Here is a 17,706-nt window from a genome sequence, read left to right as displayed (position 1 = left end):
TCGACCATGCTAACCGTGGCCGGTGGGTGGTGCGTGGCCATCCGGTGAATGCGCGCCGTCGACCGGTGGAAGACCGGGCGTGGTGGCCGGACTCAGGTGGGGGAGGGCCCTCCGGGGGACCTGGAAGCCAGGTAGGCGTGCAGTGCCTCGTGCTGGTCCCGTGGTGCGAAGCCTGCGGCATGGATCCGGTTCAGGTCCAGGACCGAGTTCAACGGCCGGGGGGCTGCCTGCTTGCCGGCGAAGTACTCGGCGGTGCTGATCCCGGTGACATCGGCCCGGTCCCGGCCGGCGGCGGCGAAGGCCTCCGCGGCGATGTCGGCCCAGCTGGCCGGTTCCCCGGCGTTGGTCAGGTTGTAGGTCCCGTATGGGGCGCCGGTGGCCAGCAGGTGGGCGATTCCTGCGGCGATCGTGTCGGTGAAGGACAGGCGCCCGAATTGGTCGTTGACGACCGAGGGGCTGATCCCGCGTTCGGCCAGGGAGAGCATGGTGGCCACGAAGTTGTTGCCGTCCCCGATGACCCAGCTGGTGCGGATCAGGTAGTGCCGCGGCACGGTTCCCACGGCCAGGTCCCCGGCGGCCTTGGATTGGCCGTAGACGCCCAGCGGGGACAGCTCGGCGTCCTCGGGGTAGGGGGACGGTGAGGTCCCGTCGAAGACGTAGTCGCTGGAGACATGGACCAGGGTGAGGTTCCTCGCGGCGCAGATCCTGGCCAGGGCGGCGACACCAGTGGCGTTCGCGGCCCAGGCCGCGGTGCGCCCGTCGGGGGTCTCGGCGTCGTCGACGCGGGTGTAGGCGCCGGCGTTGATGATGGTGGAGTAGCCGGAGAAGTCGCGGGCCGCCAACCCCGCGGCGTCCGTGAGGTCCGCCTCGGCGCGGGTGGCGTAGTCGACGTCGGCGCGGTCGGCGAAGTGCCGGCGCAGTGCGGTTCCGAGTTGGCCGCCGGCACCCAGGACCAGGGTGCGCAACGGCTGCACGGGTTCGACGTCGGCCAGCGCCGGATGGGCACGGTCCTTGGCGGAGAGCTCGGCCCGCTCCAGGGGGATGGGCCAGTCGATGGCCGCGCTCTGATCGGCCAGGTTCACGAATGCATAGTTGTCGGTGGCTTCTGCGGACCAGTGGTCGTTGACCAGGTAGGTGTAGGCGGTGTCCTCGGCGAGGGTCTGGAAGGCGTTGCCGACCCCGCGCGGGACGAACACCGCGGTGTCGGGGCCGAGTTCGGTGGTGAAGACCTCCCCGAAGGAGTCCCCGGCGCGCAGGTCGACCCAGGCGCCGAAGATCCGCCCGGTGGCGACGGAGACGTACTTGTCCCAGGGTTCGGCGTGGATGCCGCGGGTGGTGCCGATGGCTGCGTTGAAGGAGATGTTGTTCTGCACCGGCCCGAAGTCGGGCAGGCCCAGGGCCGTCATCTTCGCGCGCTGCCAGTTCTCCTTGAACCAGCCGCGGTTGTCCCCGGGCACGGGAAGGGTGAGCACGAGCATCCCGGGGATGTTCGCCACCGGTGTCACGGCCAGGGGTGCCGGGGGTGGGTTCTGGGCCATGTTCAGTGTCCTGCCTGCTGGTACTTCGCCTCGGTGGCCGCCTTCTGCGGGCGCCACCAGGCCTCGTTCTGGCGGTACCAGGCGACGGTGTCGGCCAGGCCGGCGGCGAAGTCCGCGCGGGCCGGGGCCCAGCCGAGTTCGGTGCGCAGCTTGGTCGAGTCGATCGCGTAGCGCAGGTCGTGGCCTGCCCGGTCGGTGACGTGGTCGAACGCGTCGGGATCGTGGCCGAAGACCTCCAGCAGGGCGCGCACGACGTCGAGGTTGTTGCGTTCGCCGTCGGCGCCGATCAGGTAGGTTTCCCCGATGCGTCCGTGCTGCAGGATGGTCCAGACGGCGCTGGAGTGGTCATCGGCGTGGATCCAGTCGCGCACGTTGGCCCCGCTGCCGTACAGGCGGGGGCGCACGCCGTCGATCAGGTTGGTGATCTGGCGGGGGATGAACTTCTCCACGTGCTGGTAGGGACCGTAGTTGTTCGAGCAGTTGCTGATCGTGGCCCGCACTCCGAAGGAGCGGACCCAGGCCCGCACCAGCAGGTCCGAGCCGGCCTTGGTGGAGGAATACGGGCTGGAGGGGTTGTAGGGGGTGTGCTCGGTGAAACGCTGGGGGTCATCGAGTTCCAGGTCCCCGTAGACCTCGTCGGTGGAGATGTGGTGGTACCGGGTGCCGTGCCGGCGGGCCGCCTCGAGCAGGGTGAAGGTGCCGGTGATGTTCGTGTCCAGGAACGGGCGGGGATCGTGCAGGGAGTTGTCGTTGTGGGACTCGGCGGCATAATGCACGACGGCGTCTGCCTCACCGACGAGGCTGTCCACCAGGGTTGCGTCGCAGATGTCGCCCTCGACCAGGCGGAACCGTTCCGGGTCCAGGCCGGCCAGGGAGGCGGTGTTCCCCGCGTAGGTCAGCTTGTCCAGGACGGTGACCCGGGCATCGGTGTGCTCCAGGACGTAGTGCACGAAATTCGAACCGATGAAGCCGGCACCGCCGGTGACCACGAGGTTGTCCATGACCATGACATTACCCGGTGGGGAGGCCGTCATGCCCTACCGTTCCGCGCACGTGACACAGTACGGTGGGGCCCATGAGGGGAATCATTCTTGCCGGGGGAACCGGCTCGCGGTTGCATCCGATCACCCAGGGCATCAGCAAGCAGCTCGTCCCGGTCTACGACAAGCCGATGATCTACTATCCGCTGGCCACGCTCATGTTGGCCGGCATCCGGGAGATCCTGCTCATCACCACCCCGCACGACGCCGACCAGTTCCACCGGCTGCTCGGTGACGGGTCGCAGTGGGGCCTGGATTTGACGTATGCGGTGCAGGAATCCCCGGATGGCCTGGCCCAGGCGTTCTTGATCGGCGAGGAGCACATCGGCGACGGCAAGGTCGCCCTGGTGCTCGGGGACAACATCTTCTACGGGTCCGGGTTGGGGACCCAGCTGCAGAAGCTGGCCGATCTGGAGGGCGCGGCGGTCTTCGGGTACCACGTGGCGGATCCGCAGGCTTACGGCGTCGTGGAGTTCGATGCGGCAGGCAACGCGGTGTCCCTGGAGGAGAAGCCCGAGCACCCGCGGAGCAACTATGCGGTCCCGGGCCTGTATTTCTATGACAACCAGGTCGTGGAGATCGCCCGCGCGTTGAAGCCCTCACCGCGGGGGGAGCTGGAGATCACCGATGTGAACCGCCGCTACCTGGAAGCAGGTGAACTGAAGGTTTCGGTGCTGCCCCGGGGGACCGCCTGGTTGGACACCGGGACGTTCGAGTCCCTGAATGACGCCTCGAACTACATCCGCACCATCGATGCCCGGCAGGGCCTGAAACTCAGTGCCCCGGAGGAGATCGCCTGGCGGCAGGGCTTCATCACCGATGGCGAGCTCGATGCCCTGGCCCGGCCGCTGGTCAAGAGCGGCTACGGGCGGTACCTGCTGAACCTGCTGGAGCCGGCCAACCAGCGCGTGGGCAGCTGATGCGAGAATGATGGAGTGACTTCGCAAACTGAGCGCCGGGGAGAACACGGCGACACCACGCCCACGGCCCACGGATTCGCTCCCGGCCCCGAGTACGAACGACGGGCGGAAATCGACCTCTCGGCGATCCGGGACAACGTCAAGCGGGTGATCGAGCTCGCCGCGCCGGCCACCGTCATGGCCGTGCTCAAGGCCGATGCCTACGGGCACGGTGTCCTGCCGGTCGCGGCCGCGGCGTTGCAGGCCGGTGCCGGTTGGCTCGGGTTCGCCCACATCAGCGAGGCGCTCGTGGTCCGTGACGCAGGCATCACGGCGCCGACGCTGGCCTGGCTGCACACCACCGATGCCCCGTTTGCCGAGGCCATTGCCCGCAACGTCGACCTCGGGGTCTCCGGCTGGGAACTCGACTACATTGCAGCAGCCGCAAAGCAGGCCGAACGCCCGGCACGGGTCCACTTGAAGATCGACACGGGTCTGGGGCGCAACGGCTGCCCGCCGGCCCAGTGGGAACGGCTGCTCGGAGCCGCCGCTGAATACCAGGAAGCTGGGCTGCTGCGGGTGGTCGGGGTCTTCACCCACCTGGCAGTGGCCGATGAACCGGATCGGGGCGAGACCGACGCCCAACTGGAATTGTTCCGCGAGGCCGTGAGTCTCGCCGAAGATGCAGGGTTCGACCTGGAAGTACGCCATGCGGCCAATACCCCGGCGATCCTCTCCCGTCCTGATGCACACTTCGACCTGGTCCGGCTGGGTCTGGGCATGTACGGGCTGAGTCCCTTCGCGGACCAGACGTCCCGCCAGTTGGGGCTGCGCCCGGCGATGCGCCTGGTGGCACGGGTCGCCAACGTCAAGGAAGTCCCCGCCGGACAGGGTGTCTCCTACGGGTTGACCTACCGGACCGCCGAAGCCACCACGTTGGCCCTCATCCCGATGGGGTACGGCGACGGGGTGCCCCGGTCCGCCGTGGAGGGCCCCGTGCTCATCGGCGGGCGCAAGTTGCCCAGCCGGGGGCGAATCGCCATGGACCAGTTCGTCGTCGACCTCGGGGACGTTCCCGATCCCGCGGCACTGGTGGGTACCGAGGCCGTGTTGTTCGGCGGTGAGGGGCCCTCGGCCGACGAGTGGGCGGCCGCGGCCGGCACCATCAACTACGAAATCGTCACGCGGATCTCCCCGCGCGTGCCCCGACTGTATGTCGAGGGGTCCTGGGGGCCCAAGGATGTCTGATGCCACGGCAGGCGCGCCCCGGGGCGTGCAGCCACCCGAACCGCTGTGGAGTGCCGAGCTGAACACCTGCGGCCCGGAGTCCACGCAGGAACTCGCGGCCCGCATCGGCTCCTCGCTGCGGGCCGGTGACCTGCTGCTGCTCACCGGCGAACTCGGGGCCGGCAAGACCACTTTCACCCAGGGCCTGGGAGCCGGGCTCGGGGTGCGGGAGGGCATCATCTCCCCGACCTTCGTCCTGTCGAGGATCCACCCGTCGCTGACCGGAGGGCCCGACCTGGTCCACGTGGACGCCTATCGGCTCTCCGGCATCGATGAGCTCGAGGACCTCGACCTGGAACAGGGCATGGACCGTTCGGTCACCGTCATCGAATGGGGTGCTGGCAAAGCCGAGCAGTTGAGCGACTCGCGGCTGGAGGTCACCCTGACCCGTGAGAGCGGTTCGACCATGTCCGGCAGCGGGGAACCCCTGCAACTCGATTTTTCGGAGAGCGAGGACGACGAGCCCCGCACGATCACGGTGGCGGCCTTTGGTCCCGCCTGGATGGATCGCCGCCTCTTCTGACGCGCGGGATGCCAAGCATGATCCATCCCGGGGCTTCGTCACCGGTCCTCGGGCGCGTCGATGGGGAGTTCTCCCCATCGCGGTGACGCCGTGCCCGTCCTAGGCTGGTCCGGATGGAGAGGCGGGCAGGCTGTGAGATTGGTTGAGGTGGAGTTGCCCGTGGGCTGGAAGCGGCTGGAGGCCGAGGGGTGCAACTACCTGGCCTATCGTGCCGGGGATGGCGGAACGGGCCGGCCGGGTACGGCAGGCGATGCAAACGACCTGACCGGCGACGCCGTTCCGGTGACCGTCCAGGGACTGGACATCCTCTCCCAACCGGTGGACATCCGTGCTGCAGGTCTTCCCCGGGGTCTTGTCCCGGCGAGCAGCATCATCGCCGTCGAGTACACGTCCGGCAATGTCATGCAGGGAATCGGCGGGCTCTACGTGGTCGATGTCAGCAAGGGCCATCTTGCCGGGTTCCCGGCCAGCCGCATGGATCTGACGCACCGGAGGAGCGGGGTGGCACTGTTCACCCGACGTTGGGTGCTGGGCCAGGGAGAACGTACGCTGGAGATCGCGGCGACCTGCCCCCTGGACCATTTCCGCCGCCATATTCAGGACTTCGACGAACTTGAAGACAGGATCCATCTGGCAGCATGAATGCCCCATCGAACGGCGCCCACCAGGCCGCCGATGCCGCCTGGCCGAGCGGACCGCTGGTCCGCCCGACCGCCTGGGAATTGATGGTCCAGGCGTGGCCCCGTCAGCGGTTGCGTCGCTCCACCGTGCGCCGGCATCGGTCGATGATCGCGGAGCTGGCCACGCAGGGATGGGTCGACGACGCCGGCCGGTTCGGTGAACAGGCACTGGACTTGGTTCCGGCAGCTGCCGAAGCCACCTCCAGGTGGCATGCGACCGGTCGGCACCAGGGGCTGACCTCCGAAGTGCTCATCTACGCAGGCGGGCAGGAGTGCATCCTGAGTGTCGGGCCGGACGCGGCGACGTTGCGGTCCGCCTCGGGGGAGCATGCGCCGGTGCAGGGGGCCGAGTTGCCCGTGGCCATCAGGAAACTGCACGCCACCGAGATCCCCACCATGCTCTGCGCCTGGGCGGGCGTCCGCCCCGGGACCACGCCGGAGGGGCGAACGTTGGAGCTGCCGGTTCCCGTGTTCACCGCACGCGCCCACGGGACGGCGGGTGCCCCGCCCCACGAATTCGGCGATGCCCAAGCCCTGTGGAGGGACGACTGGTTCGTCTGGGACGTGGTGACCCCCACGGGGGCGGAACACGGCTTCATCGGGACCGCCGAACACGGCCACTACGCCTTCGGTCAGGTCTCCTCGGCCGCCGGACCCGTGATCCACCTGGTGCCGATCCGCAGTGGCGAGATCTGGCGGATCCTCGAGGCAGCCCAGGGCACGTGAGGTCGCGCGGCTGACAGGGGTCCGTGGCACGCATACGATGGAGCGGTGCTTATTCTGGCCATTGACACCTCCGCCACCGCTTCCGCCGCCCTGTTGGAGAGCCGCCCCCCGGGGGGCGCGCCCCACCTGCTGGCCTCCTTCCAGACGGACGAGACAACCACACATGCCGAGGTCCTCGCCCCCGGCATCCGGGACCTGCTCGCCGAAGCCGGCACCACCGGAGCCGACCTGGATGCCCTGGTGGTCGGAGTGGGCCCGGGGCCGTTCACCGGGCTCCGCGTAGGCATCGCCACTGCACGGGCCCTGGGGTTCACGTGGGGTGTCCCCGTCCACGGTGTCATGAGCCTGGACGCCCTGGCCCACGACGTCATGGGTGAATCGGCCCCTGGTGGATTTCTCGACCAGGGCTTCACGGTGGCCATCGACGCCCGCCGCAAGGAGCTCTACTGGGCGCGGTACGCCGCCGACGGGACCCTGCGCGATGGACCCCACGTCGGCGGCGCCGAAACGCTGCCGGCGGTTCCCGTACACGGTGCCGGTGCCGGGATCCAGGCCGAACGGCTGGCCGCGGCGGGGGTGCCGGTGGTGGAGTCGTTCGCCGACCGCCAGCCAACTGCCGCCTCGTTGGGCACCCGGGCCCTGGGGGTCCTCGGTGCCGGCGGTGAGCTGCTGCCCACGACGCCGCTGTACCTGCGTGAATCAGATGCCAAGGTCCCGGCGCAGATGAAGGGCCAGCCGACGTCGTGATCTATCGCGAGATGACCACGGCCGACATCCCCGCCGTGTGGGAACTTGAGCTGCGGCTCTTCCCCGAGGACGCCTGGCCGCTGGAGATGTTCCATGACGAGCTGCGGCAGACGGCCACGCGCAGGTACTGGGTAGCCGAGGAGCAGGAGCGGATCGTCGCGTATTGCGGGATGATGTGCGTGCTCCCGCTGGCCGACGTGCAGACCATTGCCGTCCTCCCGGAATTCGAAGGCCAGGGCATCGGGTCCACCCTTTTGCGCCAGCTCATCGACGAGGCCCGCGACCGGGGGGCCGAGGACGTCCTGCTGGAGGTCCGCGCCGACAACCCCCGCGCCCAGGGCCTCTACACGCGGTTCGGGTTCGAACACATCCACACCCGCCGCGGCTACTATCCCGGCGGTGTTGACGCGTTGATCATGCGCCGGCACCTCACACGGGCCTAGCCGCCCGGACAGATCTCCCGTGCCAGGCGGGCCACCTCCGCCACCGACAGCCCGCCGAGCCGGTCCAGCTCATCGATGAGCTCCGCCGCCCGGGACCAATCCGCGGGCCGGGCGGTGGCCGGCATGCGGGCATGCAGCAGGGAACCCAACTCTGCCAGCCGGTGTGCTCCGGCCAGGGTGGCGCTGGAGACCAGTGACAGGGCGGCGTCCCGGCCGTCAGCGCCATCGCACCGCTCCACCGCCAGGTGCAGGCGAGCGCACCTCACCGGCCAGAGCCGGACGAACCGCCCGGCGAAGTCAGACGCCGCCGTGGTGCCCACCTGTTCCACCAGCGACCGCAGCCCGGACGGGCACACGAAGGCACCGGCGGTGGGGGCGTCCTCTGCTGCGGTGTGCGTCATGGATCCATGGTTGCCCGCGGACCAGCCGGAAGTGCTCAAACGATGCTCAAGATCGGCTCAAGATCTTCGGGACGACCTTGTGTGGAAATTTTGTCAATCCCGGGGTGCTTCTTGATGTGCGACGGAGATGCTGTCTCCAACAGCCGGTGAAGCAGATCTCCGGCACTCACTTCCAAGGGGACACAGCATGAACAAGATGACCAAGGGCGCATTGGCCACCGGACTCGGCGTCGCACTGCTGATCGGCGGCGGCGGATCGCTGGCCGTGTGGAACACCAGCGCCCAGGCCAACGCCGGAACCATCGTCGCCGGCGACCTGGGGCTGGAAGCCGGCGCCGGGACGTGGAGGAACTCGGCAGGCACCGACGTGACCGAGAAGGTGCAGGGCGGGAAGTACAAGATCGTCCCCGGCGACTCGCTGACCTTCACGCAGCCGGTCACCGTGGAGCTCTCGGGCGAGATGATGAAGGCCAAGCTGTCCGTCACCGGAGCCCCGCAGGGCACCTTCACGCAGGGGAACTACGACATCAGCGGCGACGTGGTCGATGCGAACGGGAACACGGTCTTCGACCAGATCCTGACGAAGTCCGGCTCCTACACCGCCTCGGCTACCTTCACCTTCAAGGAAGGCACCACGGGCGTGCAGGACACCGGGGCCTCCTACGACTTCAGCAACATCGCCTACAAGCTGGACCAGGTGGCCTCCTCCAGCAACCCCACCACCGCCCCGTAGCAGCGGCACGAACGCACGGTAGACAGCATCACCATCACCCCGGGAGGCAGGCATGAGGACGACGACGGCGCTGAAGACAGCTGCGGTGCTCGCAGCCGCCGTCGTGCTCGGGTTGGGCACGGTCCAGGGCAGTCTCGCCGTGTGGAACGCCACCACCGCCTCGGCCGCGGGAACGGTCAGGGCCGCGGACTTCGACGTGGTCCTGACCCCCGCGGCCGGCACGCCACAACGCCTGAGCGCCAACGGCCGGCCTGCCACCGTGGCCCTGCCGGCCATCACTTCCCTCCAACCGGGACAGGCGCGGACCATCCCGGTCACCATCACCAACGCGACAGACGCCGGCAGCGGAAACTTCACCATCCAGGTCAACACCGCCGCTCCGACGGCGACCGGTGAGGCGGCCGGCTACCTGAAGGCCACCGCCGGGCTGACGGGCTCGCGCAGCTGCGCTGGCTCGGGAGTCCACCCGTCGGCACGGCTGGCCCAGGGCGCCTCGGCCACCCTGTGCGTCACCGTCGAACTGGACGCGCACGCTCCGGCAACGGCCGGCGGCCGGGACGGATCGATCGCCGTGAAGCTCGCAGCCACACAGCTCTGATCCCCGCACCCGCACCCACACACCACACCGGCTTCCACGAAAGGACATCATGGCCCAGCACCTCGCATCGCAGACCCGGCCCCGGCGCCGCGTGCCCGCCGTGGTGGGAAGCGTCCTGGGCCTGGTGGCACTGGTGCTGGCCGTCTTCGCCGCGCTGGTGCTGATCATCGTGCCGGTGGCCACCGGATCCCAGACCTATTCGGTGCTGACCAATTCCATGCGACCCCACCTGCCTCCGGGAACGCTGGTCGTCTCCCGGCCCATCGCCTTCCAGGACCTGGAGGTCGGCGATGTGATCACGTACCAGCTCGAATCGGGACGGGCCGACGTCATCACCCACCGCATCGTCTCCACTACCGCCGACCAGAACGGCAAGACCCTGCTCATCACGCAGGGGGACAACAACGACCTGGCCGACGACGCGCCGGTGCGCGAGGTCCAGGTCCGCGGCAAGCTCTTCTACGCCGTGCCGTACGCCGGGTTCCTGGCCAACTGGCTCGGCAACCAGGACCGCGGGATGGGGGCCCAGATCGCCGCCGTCGTGCTCATCGGCTATGGGGCCTGGAACGTGGCCTCGGGGATCCTTGCCCGCCGGAAGCCCTCGCCCGGGTCCGCCGATGCCCCCGCGGCGCAGGAGGCAACGGCACCGGCCGGCCCGGACACCACGCGGGAGGCACCCCGGGATGTGTGGGCCAACGACGAGAAGCGCATGCCGTCCGCCTTCGGGCCCCGCTCGTTTCCGGCCCGCCCGGCTTCCCGCCATGCGCACGAGACCCCACGGCGTTCCACACGCCAACACCACGAAAGGAATCCCCGGTGAACCACCACGGCCTGCCAGCCGGTGCCCCGGCCGAAGCCGGCACCTCCCCGCGCCGCCCGATGCGCTGGCGCCTGTCTGCGGTCGTGTATGCCGTCGTGGTCATCCTGGGACTGGCCGGCACCGGAGCACACGCGCAGTGGAGCCAGAGCGGGACGGCCGCGGCCAGCGTCTCCACCGGCCAGTGGGGGCCAATGGGGAACCTGGCCTGGACGGGATGCTCGGCGCGCAAGGATGGACGGCTGGGCACCGACCACCTCGTCATCTCCTTCACGGCCCCCGCCGACGCCGATCACCTCCGCGCCGACCTCACCGGTGACATCACCGCCCGGGCCACCAAGGACCTGCCGGTGGGGACGCCGCGCGCCTCCAGCGTCGAATTCACGGTGAAGAGCCAGTGGCTCTCCCGCCACGACTACGAGGTGACCTTGACCCCCGCCTACGCGGGCATCCCCGGCCAGCCGGTCAAGCGCACGGTCACCCTGCGCATGGGCTTCTTCGGCAACGTCGAAGCCTCCTGCGGCTAGGCGCGCTGCCCCGGCTCGGGTCCCGTGCGCCGACGTGGTGGGGTGTCCGCCCGGGGTATCTCCATCGATTCCGCCCGCCCCGCTACACTGGCGACGAGGCCGAACAATCTGGGGAGATGACAGTGCAGGAACGTCGAGTGGCAGTCGTCGTCGAAGATGACGAGGACATCAGGGGCCTGCTGGAGGCCGTCCTGCTGCAGTCAGGGTTCGAGGTCCACCAGACCGGAAGTGGGGTGGCGGCCGTCGAATTGGTGGCCCAGCAGGACCCGGAACTGGTGACCCTGGACCTCGGCCTGCCCGACATCGACGGTTTCGAGGTCGCCCGGCGGATCCGCAGGGACTCCGATGCCCACATCGTCATGCTGACGGCGCGAACCGACGAGATCGACACCGTCCTGGGCCTGGAGACCGGGGCCGATGACTTCCTCACCAAGCCCTTCAGCCCGCGTGAATTGCGCGCCCGGATCGAAGCCATCATGCGTCGTCGTGCCCGGGACCGCGCCGCCTTCCAGACGGCCGCGGCCCATCCCGCGGCCGAAGCAGCCTCGCCCGGGTTCCACGCGGCGGCGGCAGGCAACGCCTCGGGGCCAGGCCCCGACCGGAACCACGACGCGGGGGGCAGCCTGCGCCTGAACGGGCTGGTCCTTGATGCGCCCACGTATTCGGTGACGGTCGATGGACGCGATACCGCTGTGACCCCGACCGAATTCACCCTGTTGCACGCGATCCTCGCCGGCGGCCGCACCGTCAGGACGAAGACCTCGCTGGTCCGCCGGCTGCGCGACGAGGAGGCGGACTCCGGAACCTTCGTCTCGGACGCCGACGAGCGCAGCATCGAAGTCCACGTGGGGAACCTGCGGCGGAAACTCGGCGACGACGCCAAGGCACCACGCTGGATCGAGACGGTCCGCGGCGTCGGGTATCGCGCAGCCCCCGAACGGGCCGCGCCGCAGCCTGCCCGCTCCGGGACCGGCCTTCCCCCGGCCGTCGGTGCGCCGGCCACCCGGCAGGAACCGGCGGCCGATGATGCCGGACCCGCCGGCCTGTCGATGCGCACCTGCCCCGATCACCTGGAGGTGTCGTTCTCCGAGGGGACCCGACTGGACGAACACCACTTGAAGGCGATCAGCAACGGGCTGGTGGAGTGCGGATCCAGGTCCCTGGTGGTGGTGTGCACCGGATTGTCCTCGATGGGGACGTCGGTGGCGGCCTGGGATCTGCACGGCCGCAACATCAGGGCGGCCTTCGTCGGGGCGGGGCCCACTGATCGGCTGCTGGTGCACCTGTTCAACCGCTCGGATGCCGAGTCCTACACCTGGGAGTACTTCGAGGACCTCGACCAGGCCCGCTCATGGTCGGTCGGCCCGCGGTGAACGGGAAACCCGACCGCAGCTGGGGCGGTCGCATCAACCAGATCTTCGACGGCCTGCTGCGGATCGCCAACGAGGATTTCAGCCAGCCGCTCCAGCCCAGCGACCAACGGGACGAACTCGATGCCATCATCATCGGGATCAACGCCATGGCGGAGGACTTGTCGACCAATCTCCAGGTGCTGGACCGCCGGGTCGCCGAACGGACCCGGGACCTGAAATCCGCCACCGACGCACTGCGACAGTTGACCATCACCGATCATCTGACCGGCGTGGGGAACCGCAAGGCCATGGAACTGGCGCTGGAACACCGTCTCGTGGAGTACCGGCGCGGTGAAGCCCCACCGGTGGTGGTTTCGTTGGACCTGGACCACTTCAAGGAGGTCAACGACCACCTGGGACACCACATGGGCGACCTGGCGCTGCGTGGCGTGGCCGACCTCCTGACCCGATGCATGCGCGAGAACGACGGCGCCTACCGGCTCGGCGGTGACGAGTTCGCTGTGCTGTTGGCAGGAGATGCCGACGTGGAGGGGGCCGAGGCGCTCTGTCGACGGTTGATGCGGGCCATCGAGGCGACCCCGGTGGTCCCCGACGCCCAGGCCAGGCGGATCGGCTTCAGCTGTGGAATCTCCATCGCCCGCCCCGACTCGACCCAGGAGAGCCTGATGCTCGAGGCCGATACCGCCATGTACGTCTCCAAACGCTCCCGCGGAACCAAGATCCACGTCTTCGAGGACTCGATGTTGTGGGCCCGACGCAGGGCCGCCGAATTGACCAACCAACTACGTGGTGGCCTGGCCACCGAACGCATCGTCGTGCCCTACTACCAGCCCATCGTCGACTTGGCGTCCGGCCAGACGGCAGCCGCCGAGGCACTGATGCGTTGGGACCACCCGGTGTACGGGCTCATCAGCCCCGATGAGGTCCTTCCGCTGGCCCGCCAGGCGGACCTGATGAAACCCCTGACCGAATCCATGGTCAGACAGGTCCTCGACGACGTGTCCGAGTGGAAAAACGACGGACTGGTCGGCGACGGTTTCCGCGTCAGCGTCAACGTCGAGGCCGACGAACTGAAGAGCTTGTGCTTCGTGGACTTCATCACCGGCGAACTGCGCGCCCGCGACCTGCCCGGCGACGTCCTGGTCCTGGAGATCACCGAGAACCTGGAGCTCCACGGCGCCGCCGAGGAGCTGTTCGCCATGGAGAGCCTGCGCCGACTCGGAGTCAGGCTGTCCATTGACGACTTCGGGACCGGATATTCGGCGATTGCCTACCTGCGCTGCCTGCCGGCCAAATCGGCCAAGGTCGATCGATCGCTCATCGCGGGAATCGACACCGATGAACGCCAACGCGGGATCGCCGCGGCAGTGCTCCAGCTGATCCAGGTCAGTGGGCTGCTCAGCGTCGCGGAGGGGATCGAAACCGAGGCCCTGGCGGCCGAAGCCGGCCGGCTCGGATTCACCTTGGGCCAGGGCTACCATTTTGGCCGCCCGATGCCCGCGGTGGCGTTTCGTGGCGTCCTCCGTGTGGGAGGGCAGACGTCGGGCTGGCCGGCCGCCGGCCAGGGCTTGGACACCACTAAACTGGGATCATGACATCCCCCGCACCGCTGGTCCTCGGCATCGAATCCTCCTGCGACGAAACCGGAGTCGGGATCGTCCGGGGTACCGAACTGCTGGCCAACACGGTGTCCTCCTCGATGGAAGAACACGTCAGGTTCGGCGGCGTGATCCCCGAGATCGCCTCGCGCGCGCATCTGGACGCCTTCGTCCCCACCCTCCAGGAGGCGCTCACGACTGCCGGTGTCACCCTGCAGGACGTCGACGCGCTCGCCGTGACCTCCGGTCCCGGACTCTCCGGAGCACTGATGGTCGGGGTCGCCGCGGCCAAGGCGGTCGCCTTGGCCGCGGGGAAACCGCTCTATGCGATCAACCACCTGGTGGCCCACGTGGGCGTGGGAGTGCTCGACGGCGGCAAGTTGCCTTCCAGCCTCGGCGCACTGCTGGTCTCCGGCGGGCACACAGAGATCCTGCGCGTGAACTCCCTGAGCTCGGACATCGAACTCCTCGGGGCAACCATCGACGACGCCGCAGGGGAGGCCTATGACAAGGTGGCGCGGCTCCTGGGACTCGGCTATCCAGGGGGACCGGTCATCGACAAGCTCGCCCGGGAGGGGGACCCGAAGGCCATCCGCTTCCCGCGTGGACTCACACTGCCGAAGTTCCTGGGAACCGCCGAAGCCCCGGGAAGGCACCGCTACGATTTTTCCTTCTCCGGGCTGAAAACAGCAGTGGCCCGATGCGTGGAGCAGTACCAGGCACGCGGGGAAGAGGTCCCGGTCGCCGACATCGCCGCATCGTTCCAGGAGGCAGTCGTGGACGTGGTGACGAAGAAGGCGGTCATGGCCTGCACCGAGAATGGTCTGGAGAACCTCCTGCTCGGCGGGGGAGTGGCAGCCAACTCACGGCTTCGTGAACTCCTGGCGGCCCGCTGTGCATCGGCCGGCATCACCTTGCGGGTCCCCCCAATCGGCCTGTGTACCGATAACGGGGCCATGGTTGCGGCCCTGGCCGCGCAATTGGTGCTCAACGGAGTCCGGCCCACGGGCATCGACTTCTCCGCCGACTCGGGTCAGCCGGTGTCGCAGATCAGCCTGTAGGCGCGAAGGGTAGTTCTCCCCATCGCGTGCGAAACCGCAATGCCTTAGCGTGGGGTGAAGCCGGACGGGATTTCCTGTCGATACGCGCCTCCGCACGACAAGATGGGGTTGTTCATGGGTCTCGAGGGATGCCAAATTTCCGTCAAGGCATTCAGAAATGTCCTCGAATTCATGGCATTGCATGCCTCACGTCGTCGTGGGGGACGATTCGAGCCCTGGATGGAGCTGTTGCGCGCCTACGGCGAGGTCCTGACCGGGCGATCGAACCCCGCACGTGCCCAGGGCGAATGGTGAGGGCTCTGGGACCCGAGGGAGCCGAGTTCGCCTCCAACGCCTCCGCGGCGACAGGAACCGTAGGGGCCGGCGTCATCCTGGTCGTCTTGGGGGCACTACTCGTCTACCTCGGAGTTCGAGCCTATCGGGGCACCTTTCGCCGCTGGCGAGGACGGACCGCCTACGCCGGATACCTCGGGCCAGGACTGCTGTACCTCGGAGCGGCGCTCGCCCTCCTGGGGCTCGTGCTCTTCATCCCTGGTGGTGACGAAGTCCGCAACGGAGCGCTGGGCGTCATTGCCGCAGTCCTCTTCGGGGCGGCGTTCATCGGAGGGTTGGCCGGCGGCACCTTTGCTTTCGTGTGGATGCCTCGATTCCTCCGACCGCGCTGGGTCAGACAAGTGGAAGGCGACGCCACGGAAGGCGTTTCGCCCGGAGCCCCCTTGCCGGAATGGACCTGGGCCATCAGGCGCGAATCTGTGGCGCAGGATCCCCGGGACGGCGGGAGGGCCGATGCCGTGGAACCGGGAGTGGAGCTGTCGGCCAGCCGCGGGCCACGCCTGGAACGCCGCGGCCTGGACTACCTCGATCGAATTTCGTTCCACGACCGCCGGGCCTGGGCGCGGGCCGGCGCCTCCTGTGGTCAACTGGTCGACGCGGGCCTGGCGGAACCGGATGGCGCCCCCACACCCGCTGGGCTTGCCCTGACCCAGCCACGGCGTGCTGGCGCACCGATCCTGCGTGTGACCACGGACCACGCCGGCGAACCGCTGGAACTCTCGCTTTTTCGGGCTCCCAAGTTCTCCTATGCCATCTGGGTGGAGGCCGGTACCTACCGGGTTGACGCGCTGGACCACCGGGATGTTCCGGGAGCGGTGATCTCCTGGCTGCACTCCCACCGGGAAAGCTCAGGCTGGAACTTCATCCGCGGTACGCACGAGCTACTCGGATCGTTCGCCATGGTCGACGGTGTGGTCCACGACGTGACGGCGATGCCGGAGGGAACGGCAGTCCGTGAGGGACAGGCGCTGGACGACGGGGATCTGTTTCGCCGTGTCAGCGAGATGACGTCCACCAACGGCTAGGAGGCTGCTGGAGACTTTCGCAGGCCATCGGGGTGTCGCCAGGGCCAGCGAGCCCAACCGGCTGATGGTTCGTGGCTGAAAGAGCCACGGTGTATTTCGACGTCCACTGCCACGACGACGGGATCCGGGGGAACAAGGAGGGAGATGACCCACCTCCGGTGGGTGTCCAGGAGGACTGGCGTCTTGCGCCGTTAGGCGATGTGCATCCGCGCGATGTTGTCCTGGACGACGGCGCGCAGGTCCCCGCCGTTGGCCGCGGCGACCTTGCGCTGCCATTGATAGCCTGCCCCGCCGCGGATGATCCGTTCGACGTCGCCGAGCTCGTCGCTGCAGCCGAGCTTGCGGGCCACGGATTCGAGTCGGTTCAACTCCCGCATCAGGTGGTCGGTCACCAGCATCTCGTCGCCGGCTGCGTTGAGGATGATGATCGCCTCCATGCCGTAGCGTGCAGCACGCCATTTGTTCTCGGTGCGGTGCCACGGCGGCATGACGTCGATGGTCCCGCCGTTGTCCAGGGTGCTGGACATGTCATCGACCAGGCACTGGGTCAGCGCGGCGATGGCCCCGATGTCCTGCAGGGAGGACAAACCGTCGGCGATGCGCATCTCCACCGTGCCAAAGCGGGGGACCGGGCGGACGTCCCAGCGGATTTCCGAGATGTCGTCGATGACCCCGGTGTGCACCATGTCCCCGACGTAGCCCTCGAACCCCGACCAGTCATCGAAATGGTACGGCAGGCCTGCGGTGGGCAGCTGCTGGAACATCAGCGCCCGGTGCGAGGCATATCCGGTGTCCTCGCCGCCCCAGAACGGGCTGGATGCCGAAATCGCCTGGAAATGCGGTTGGTAGTTCACCAGTCCGTCGACCACCGGCAGGGCCTTCTCCCGGCGGTCCAGCCCGACGTGGACGTGCACCCCGTAGATGACCATCTGCTGGCCCCACCACTGCGTGCGGTCGATGAGGCGGGCGTAGCGTTCCTTGTCCGTGACCGGCTGCAGCTTCGGGGTGGCAAACGGGTGGGACCCCGCGGAGTAGAGGTCGATGCCCATCGGATCGGTGACCTGGCGGATGACGCCCAGATTTTCGTGCAGCTGGTTCTTGGCCTGATCCACGGTGTCGCAGACCCCGGTGACGATCTCCACCGTATTGAGCAGTAGTTCCTGCTTGATGTGCGGGTGCTCCGCGTCCGGGGCCAGCCCGCCATGGGCTGCGTGGACGCCCTCGAGCACCTGCTGCGCCACCGATCGCAGGTCGCCCGTGGTGTGGTCAACGAGCGCGACTTCCCATTCGACGCCGAGGGTGGATTGCCGGGAGTCGGCGAAATCGATCTGCATCCGCATTCCTGACGTCTGGGGGA

At 68.4% G+C, this 17,706-nt stretch carries 20 protein-coding genes; 16 read left to right on the top strand and 4 right to left on the bottom strand.

From position 1 onward, the window contains the following. Nucleotides 1–92 precede the first annotated feature (92 nt). Both ACN0TP_RS04495 and rfbB read right to left on the bottom strand, forming a co-directional pair. Complete coding sequence (locus ACN0TP_RS04495) at nucleotides 93–1,538, bottom strand: sugar nucleotide-binding protein (RefSeq protein ID WP_417217171.1); 1,446 nt, start codon at nucleotides 1,536–1,538, stop codon at nucleotides 93–95. 2 nt (nucleotides 1,539–1,540) lie between these two features. Continuing rightward, on the bottom strand, nucleotides 1,541–2,539 hold the full coding sequence (rfbB, locus tag ACN0TP_RS04490) for a dTDP-glucose 4,6-dehydratase (protein ID WP_417217496.1): 999 nt from the start codon (nucleotides 2,537–2,539) through the stop codon (nucleotides 1,541–1,543). Between the two features lie 74 nt (nucleotides 2,540–2,613). Here rfbB and rfbA point away from each other — a divergent pair, with 74 nt between their 5' ends. The 7 genes from rfbA to rimI all read left to right on the top strand — a co-directional run bounded on the left by rfbA (nucleotide 2,614) and on the right by rimI (nucleotide 7,883). Next, nucleotides 2,614–3,498 (top strand): glucose-1-phosphate thymidylyltransferase RfbA, encoded by an 885-nt coding sequence (rfbA, locus tag ACN0TP_RS04485; protein WP_417217169.1) that lies wholly within the window; start codon nucleotides 2,614–2,616, stop codon nucleotides 3,496–3,498. Between the two features lie 111 nt (nucleotides 3,499–3,609). Continuing rightward, entirely contained in the window at nucleotides 3,610–4,725 is a 1,116-nt protein-coding gene (gene alr, locus ACN0TP_RS04480; protein ID WP_417217494.1) for an alanine racemase, read from the top strand. A gap of 25 nt (nucleotides 4,726–4,750) precedes the next feature. Next, nucleotides 4,751–5,287 carry a tRNA (adenosine(37)-N6)-threonylcarbamoyltransferase complex ATPase subunit type 1 TsaE gene (gene tsaE / locus ACN0TP_RS04475; protein ID WP_417217167.1) on the top strand — a complete coding sequence of 179 codons (537 nt, stop codon included), beginning with the start codon at nucleotides 4,751–4,753 and terminating at the stop codon, nucleotides 5,285–5,287. A gap of 132 nt (nucleotides 5,288–5,419) precedes the next feature. Further along, entirely contained in the window at nucleotides 5,420–5,929 is a 510-nt protein-coding gene (locus ACN0TP_RS04470) for a hypothetical protein (protein ID WP_417217164.1), read from the top strand. Continuing rightward, entirely contained in the window at nucleotides 5,926–6,693 is a 768-nt protein-coding gene (locus tag ACN0TP_RS04465) for a hypothetical protein (protein WP_417217163.1), read from the top strand. The genes ACN0TP_RS04470 and ACN0TP_RS04465 overlap by 4 nt, the downstream gene beginning before the upstream one ends. 45 nt (nucleotides 6,694–6,738) lie before the next feature. Next, nucleotides 6,739–7,440, top strand: a complete 702-nt coding sequence (gene tsaB, locus ACN0TP_RS04460; protein ID WP_417217161.1) for a tRNA (adenosine(37)-N6)-threonylcarbamoyltransferase complex dimerization subunit type 1 TsaB — start codon at nucleotides 6,739–6,741, stop codon at nucleotides 7,438–7,440. Nucleotides 7,441–7,451: 11 nt separating this feature from the next. After that, nucleotides 7,452–7,883 carry a ribosomal protein S18-alanine N-acetyltransferase gene (gene rimI / locus ACN0TP_RS04455; RefSeq protein ID WP_417217493.1) on the top strand — a complete coding sequence of 144 codons (432 nt, stop codon included), beginning with the start codon at nucleotides 7,452–7,454 and terminating at the stop codon, nucleotides 7,881–7,883. Here the strand turns inward: rimI and ACN0TP_RS04450 are convergent. Continuing rightward, nucleotides 7,880–8,284 carry a hypothetical protein gene (locus ACN0TP_RS04450; protein WP_417217158.1) on the bottom strand — a complete coding sequence of 135 codons (405 nt, stop codon included), beginning with the start codon at nucleotides 8,282–8,284 and terminating at the stop codon, nucleotides 7,880–7,882. The genes rimI and ACN0TP_RS04450 overlap by 4 nt on opposite strands. Before the next feature lie 187 nt (nucleotides 8,285–8,471). Between ACN0TP_RS04450 and ACN0TP_RS04445 the strand changes: the two genes are divergently transcribed. From ACN0TP_RS04445 to ACN0TP_RS04405, 9 genes are all read left to right on the top strand, one after another. After that, nucleotides 8,472–9,017 carry an alternate-type signal peptide domain-containing protein gene (locus tag ACN0TP_RS04445; RefSeq protein ID WP_417217156.1) on the top strand — a complete coding sequence of 182 codons (546 nt, stop codon included), beginning with the start codon at nucleotides 8,472–8,474 and terminating at the stop codon, nucleotides 9,015–9,017. 52 nt (nucleotides 9,018–9,069) lie between these two features. After that, nucleotides 9,070–9,615 (top strand): hypothetical protein, encoded by a 546-nt coding sequence (locus ACN0TP_RS04440; RefSeq protein WP_417217153.1) that lies wholly within the window; start codon nucleotides 9,070–9,072, stop codon nucleotides 9,613–9,615. Between the two features lie 49 nt (nucleotides 9,616–9,664). Further along, the gene (locus ACN0TP_RS04435; RefSeq protein ID WP_417217151.1) at nucleotides 9,665–10,435 is read left to right on the top strand and encodes a signal peptidase I; all 771 of its coding nucleotides are present in this window, start codon (nucleotides 9,665–9,667) and stop codon (nucleotides 10,433–10,435) included. Continuing rightward, on the top strand, nucleotides 10,432–10,959 hold the full coding sequence (locus ACN0TP_RS04430) for a hypothetical protein (RefSeq protein ID WP_417217150.1): 528 nt from the start codon (nucleotides 10,432–10,434) through the stop codon (nucleotides 10,957–10,959). The genes ACN0TP_RS04435 and ACN0TP_RS04430 overlap by 4 nt, the downstream gene beginning before the upstream one ends. 116 nt (nucleotides 10,960–11,075) lie before the next feature. Then, on the top strand, nucleotides 11,076–12,332 hold the full coding sequence (locus tag ACN0TP_RS04425; protein WP_417217149.1) for a response regulator transcription factor: 1,257 nt from the start codon (nucleotides 11,076–11,078) through the stop codon (nucleotides 12,330–12,332). Beyond that, nucleotides 12,329–13,927: an EAL domain-containing protein gene (locus ACN0TP_RS04420; protein ID WP_417217146.1), complete on the top strand. Its 1,599-nt coding sequence runs from the start codon at nucleotides 12,329–12,331 to the stop codon at nucleotides 13,925–13,927. The genes ACN0TP_RS04425 and ACN0TP_RS04420 overlap by 4 nt, the downstream gene beginning before the upstream one ends. Beyond that, entirely contained in the window at nucleotides 13,924–14,991 is a 1,068-nt protein-coding gene (gene tsaD, locus ACN0TP_RS04415; protein WP_417217144.1) for a tRNA (adenosine(37)-N6)-threonylcarbamoyltransferase complex transferase subunit TsaD, read from the top strand. The genes ACN0TP_RS04420 and tsaD overlap by 4 nt, the downstream gene beginning before the upstream one ends. A gap of 171 nt (nucleotides 14,992–15,162) precedes the next feature. Then, nucleotides 15,163–15,285, top strand: coding sequence for a hypothetical protein (locus ACN0TP_RS04410; protein WP_417217141.1), 123 nt, complete (start codon nucleotides 15,163–15,165; stop codon nucleotides 15,283–15,285). Then, nucleotides 15,279–16,349 carry a hypothetical protein gene (locus ACN0TP_RS04405; protein ID WP_417217138.1) on the top strand — a complete coding sequence of 357 codons (1,071 nt, stop codon included), beginning with the start codon at nucleotides 15,279–15,281 and terminating at the stop codon, nucleotides 16,347–16,349. The genes ACN0TP_RS04410 and ACN0TP_RS04405 overlap by 7 nt, the downstream gene beginning before the upstream one ends. A 191-nt stretch (nucleotides 16,350–16,540) precedes the next feature. Here ACN0TP_RS04405 and ACN0TP_RS04400 read toward each other — a convergent pair whose 3' ends face one another. After that, nucleotides 16,541–17,683 carry a glutamate--cysteine ligase gene (locus ACN0TP_RS04400; protein ID WP_417217135.1) on the bottom strand — a complete coding sequence of 381 codons (1,143 nt, stop codon included), beginning with the start codon at nucleotides 17,681–17,683 and terminating at the stop codon, nucleotides 16,541–16,543. Nucleotides 17,684–17,706 lie beyond the last annotated feature (23 nt).

Source organism: Arthrobacter sp. (assembly GCF_048266065.1).
GTDB lineage: Bacteria > Actinomycetota > Actinomycetes > Actinomycetales > Micrococcaceae > Arthrobacter_H.
The sequence above is the reverse complement of the archived record's forward strand: the minus strand, read 5'-3'. Positions and strand labels throughout refer to the sequence as shown.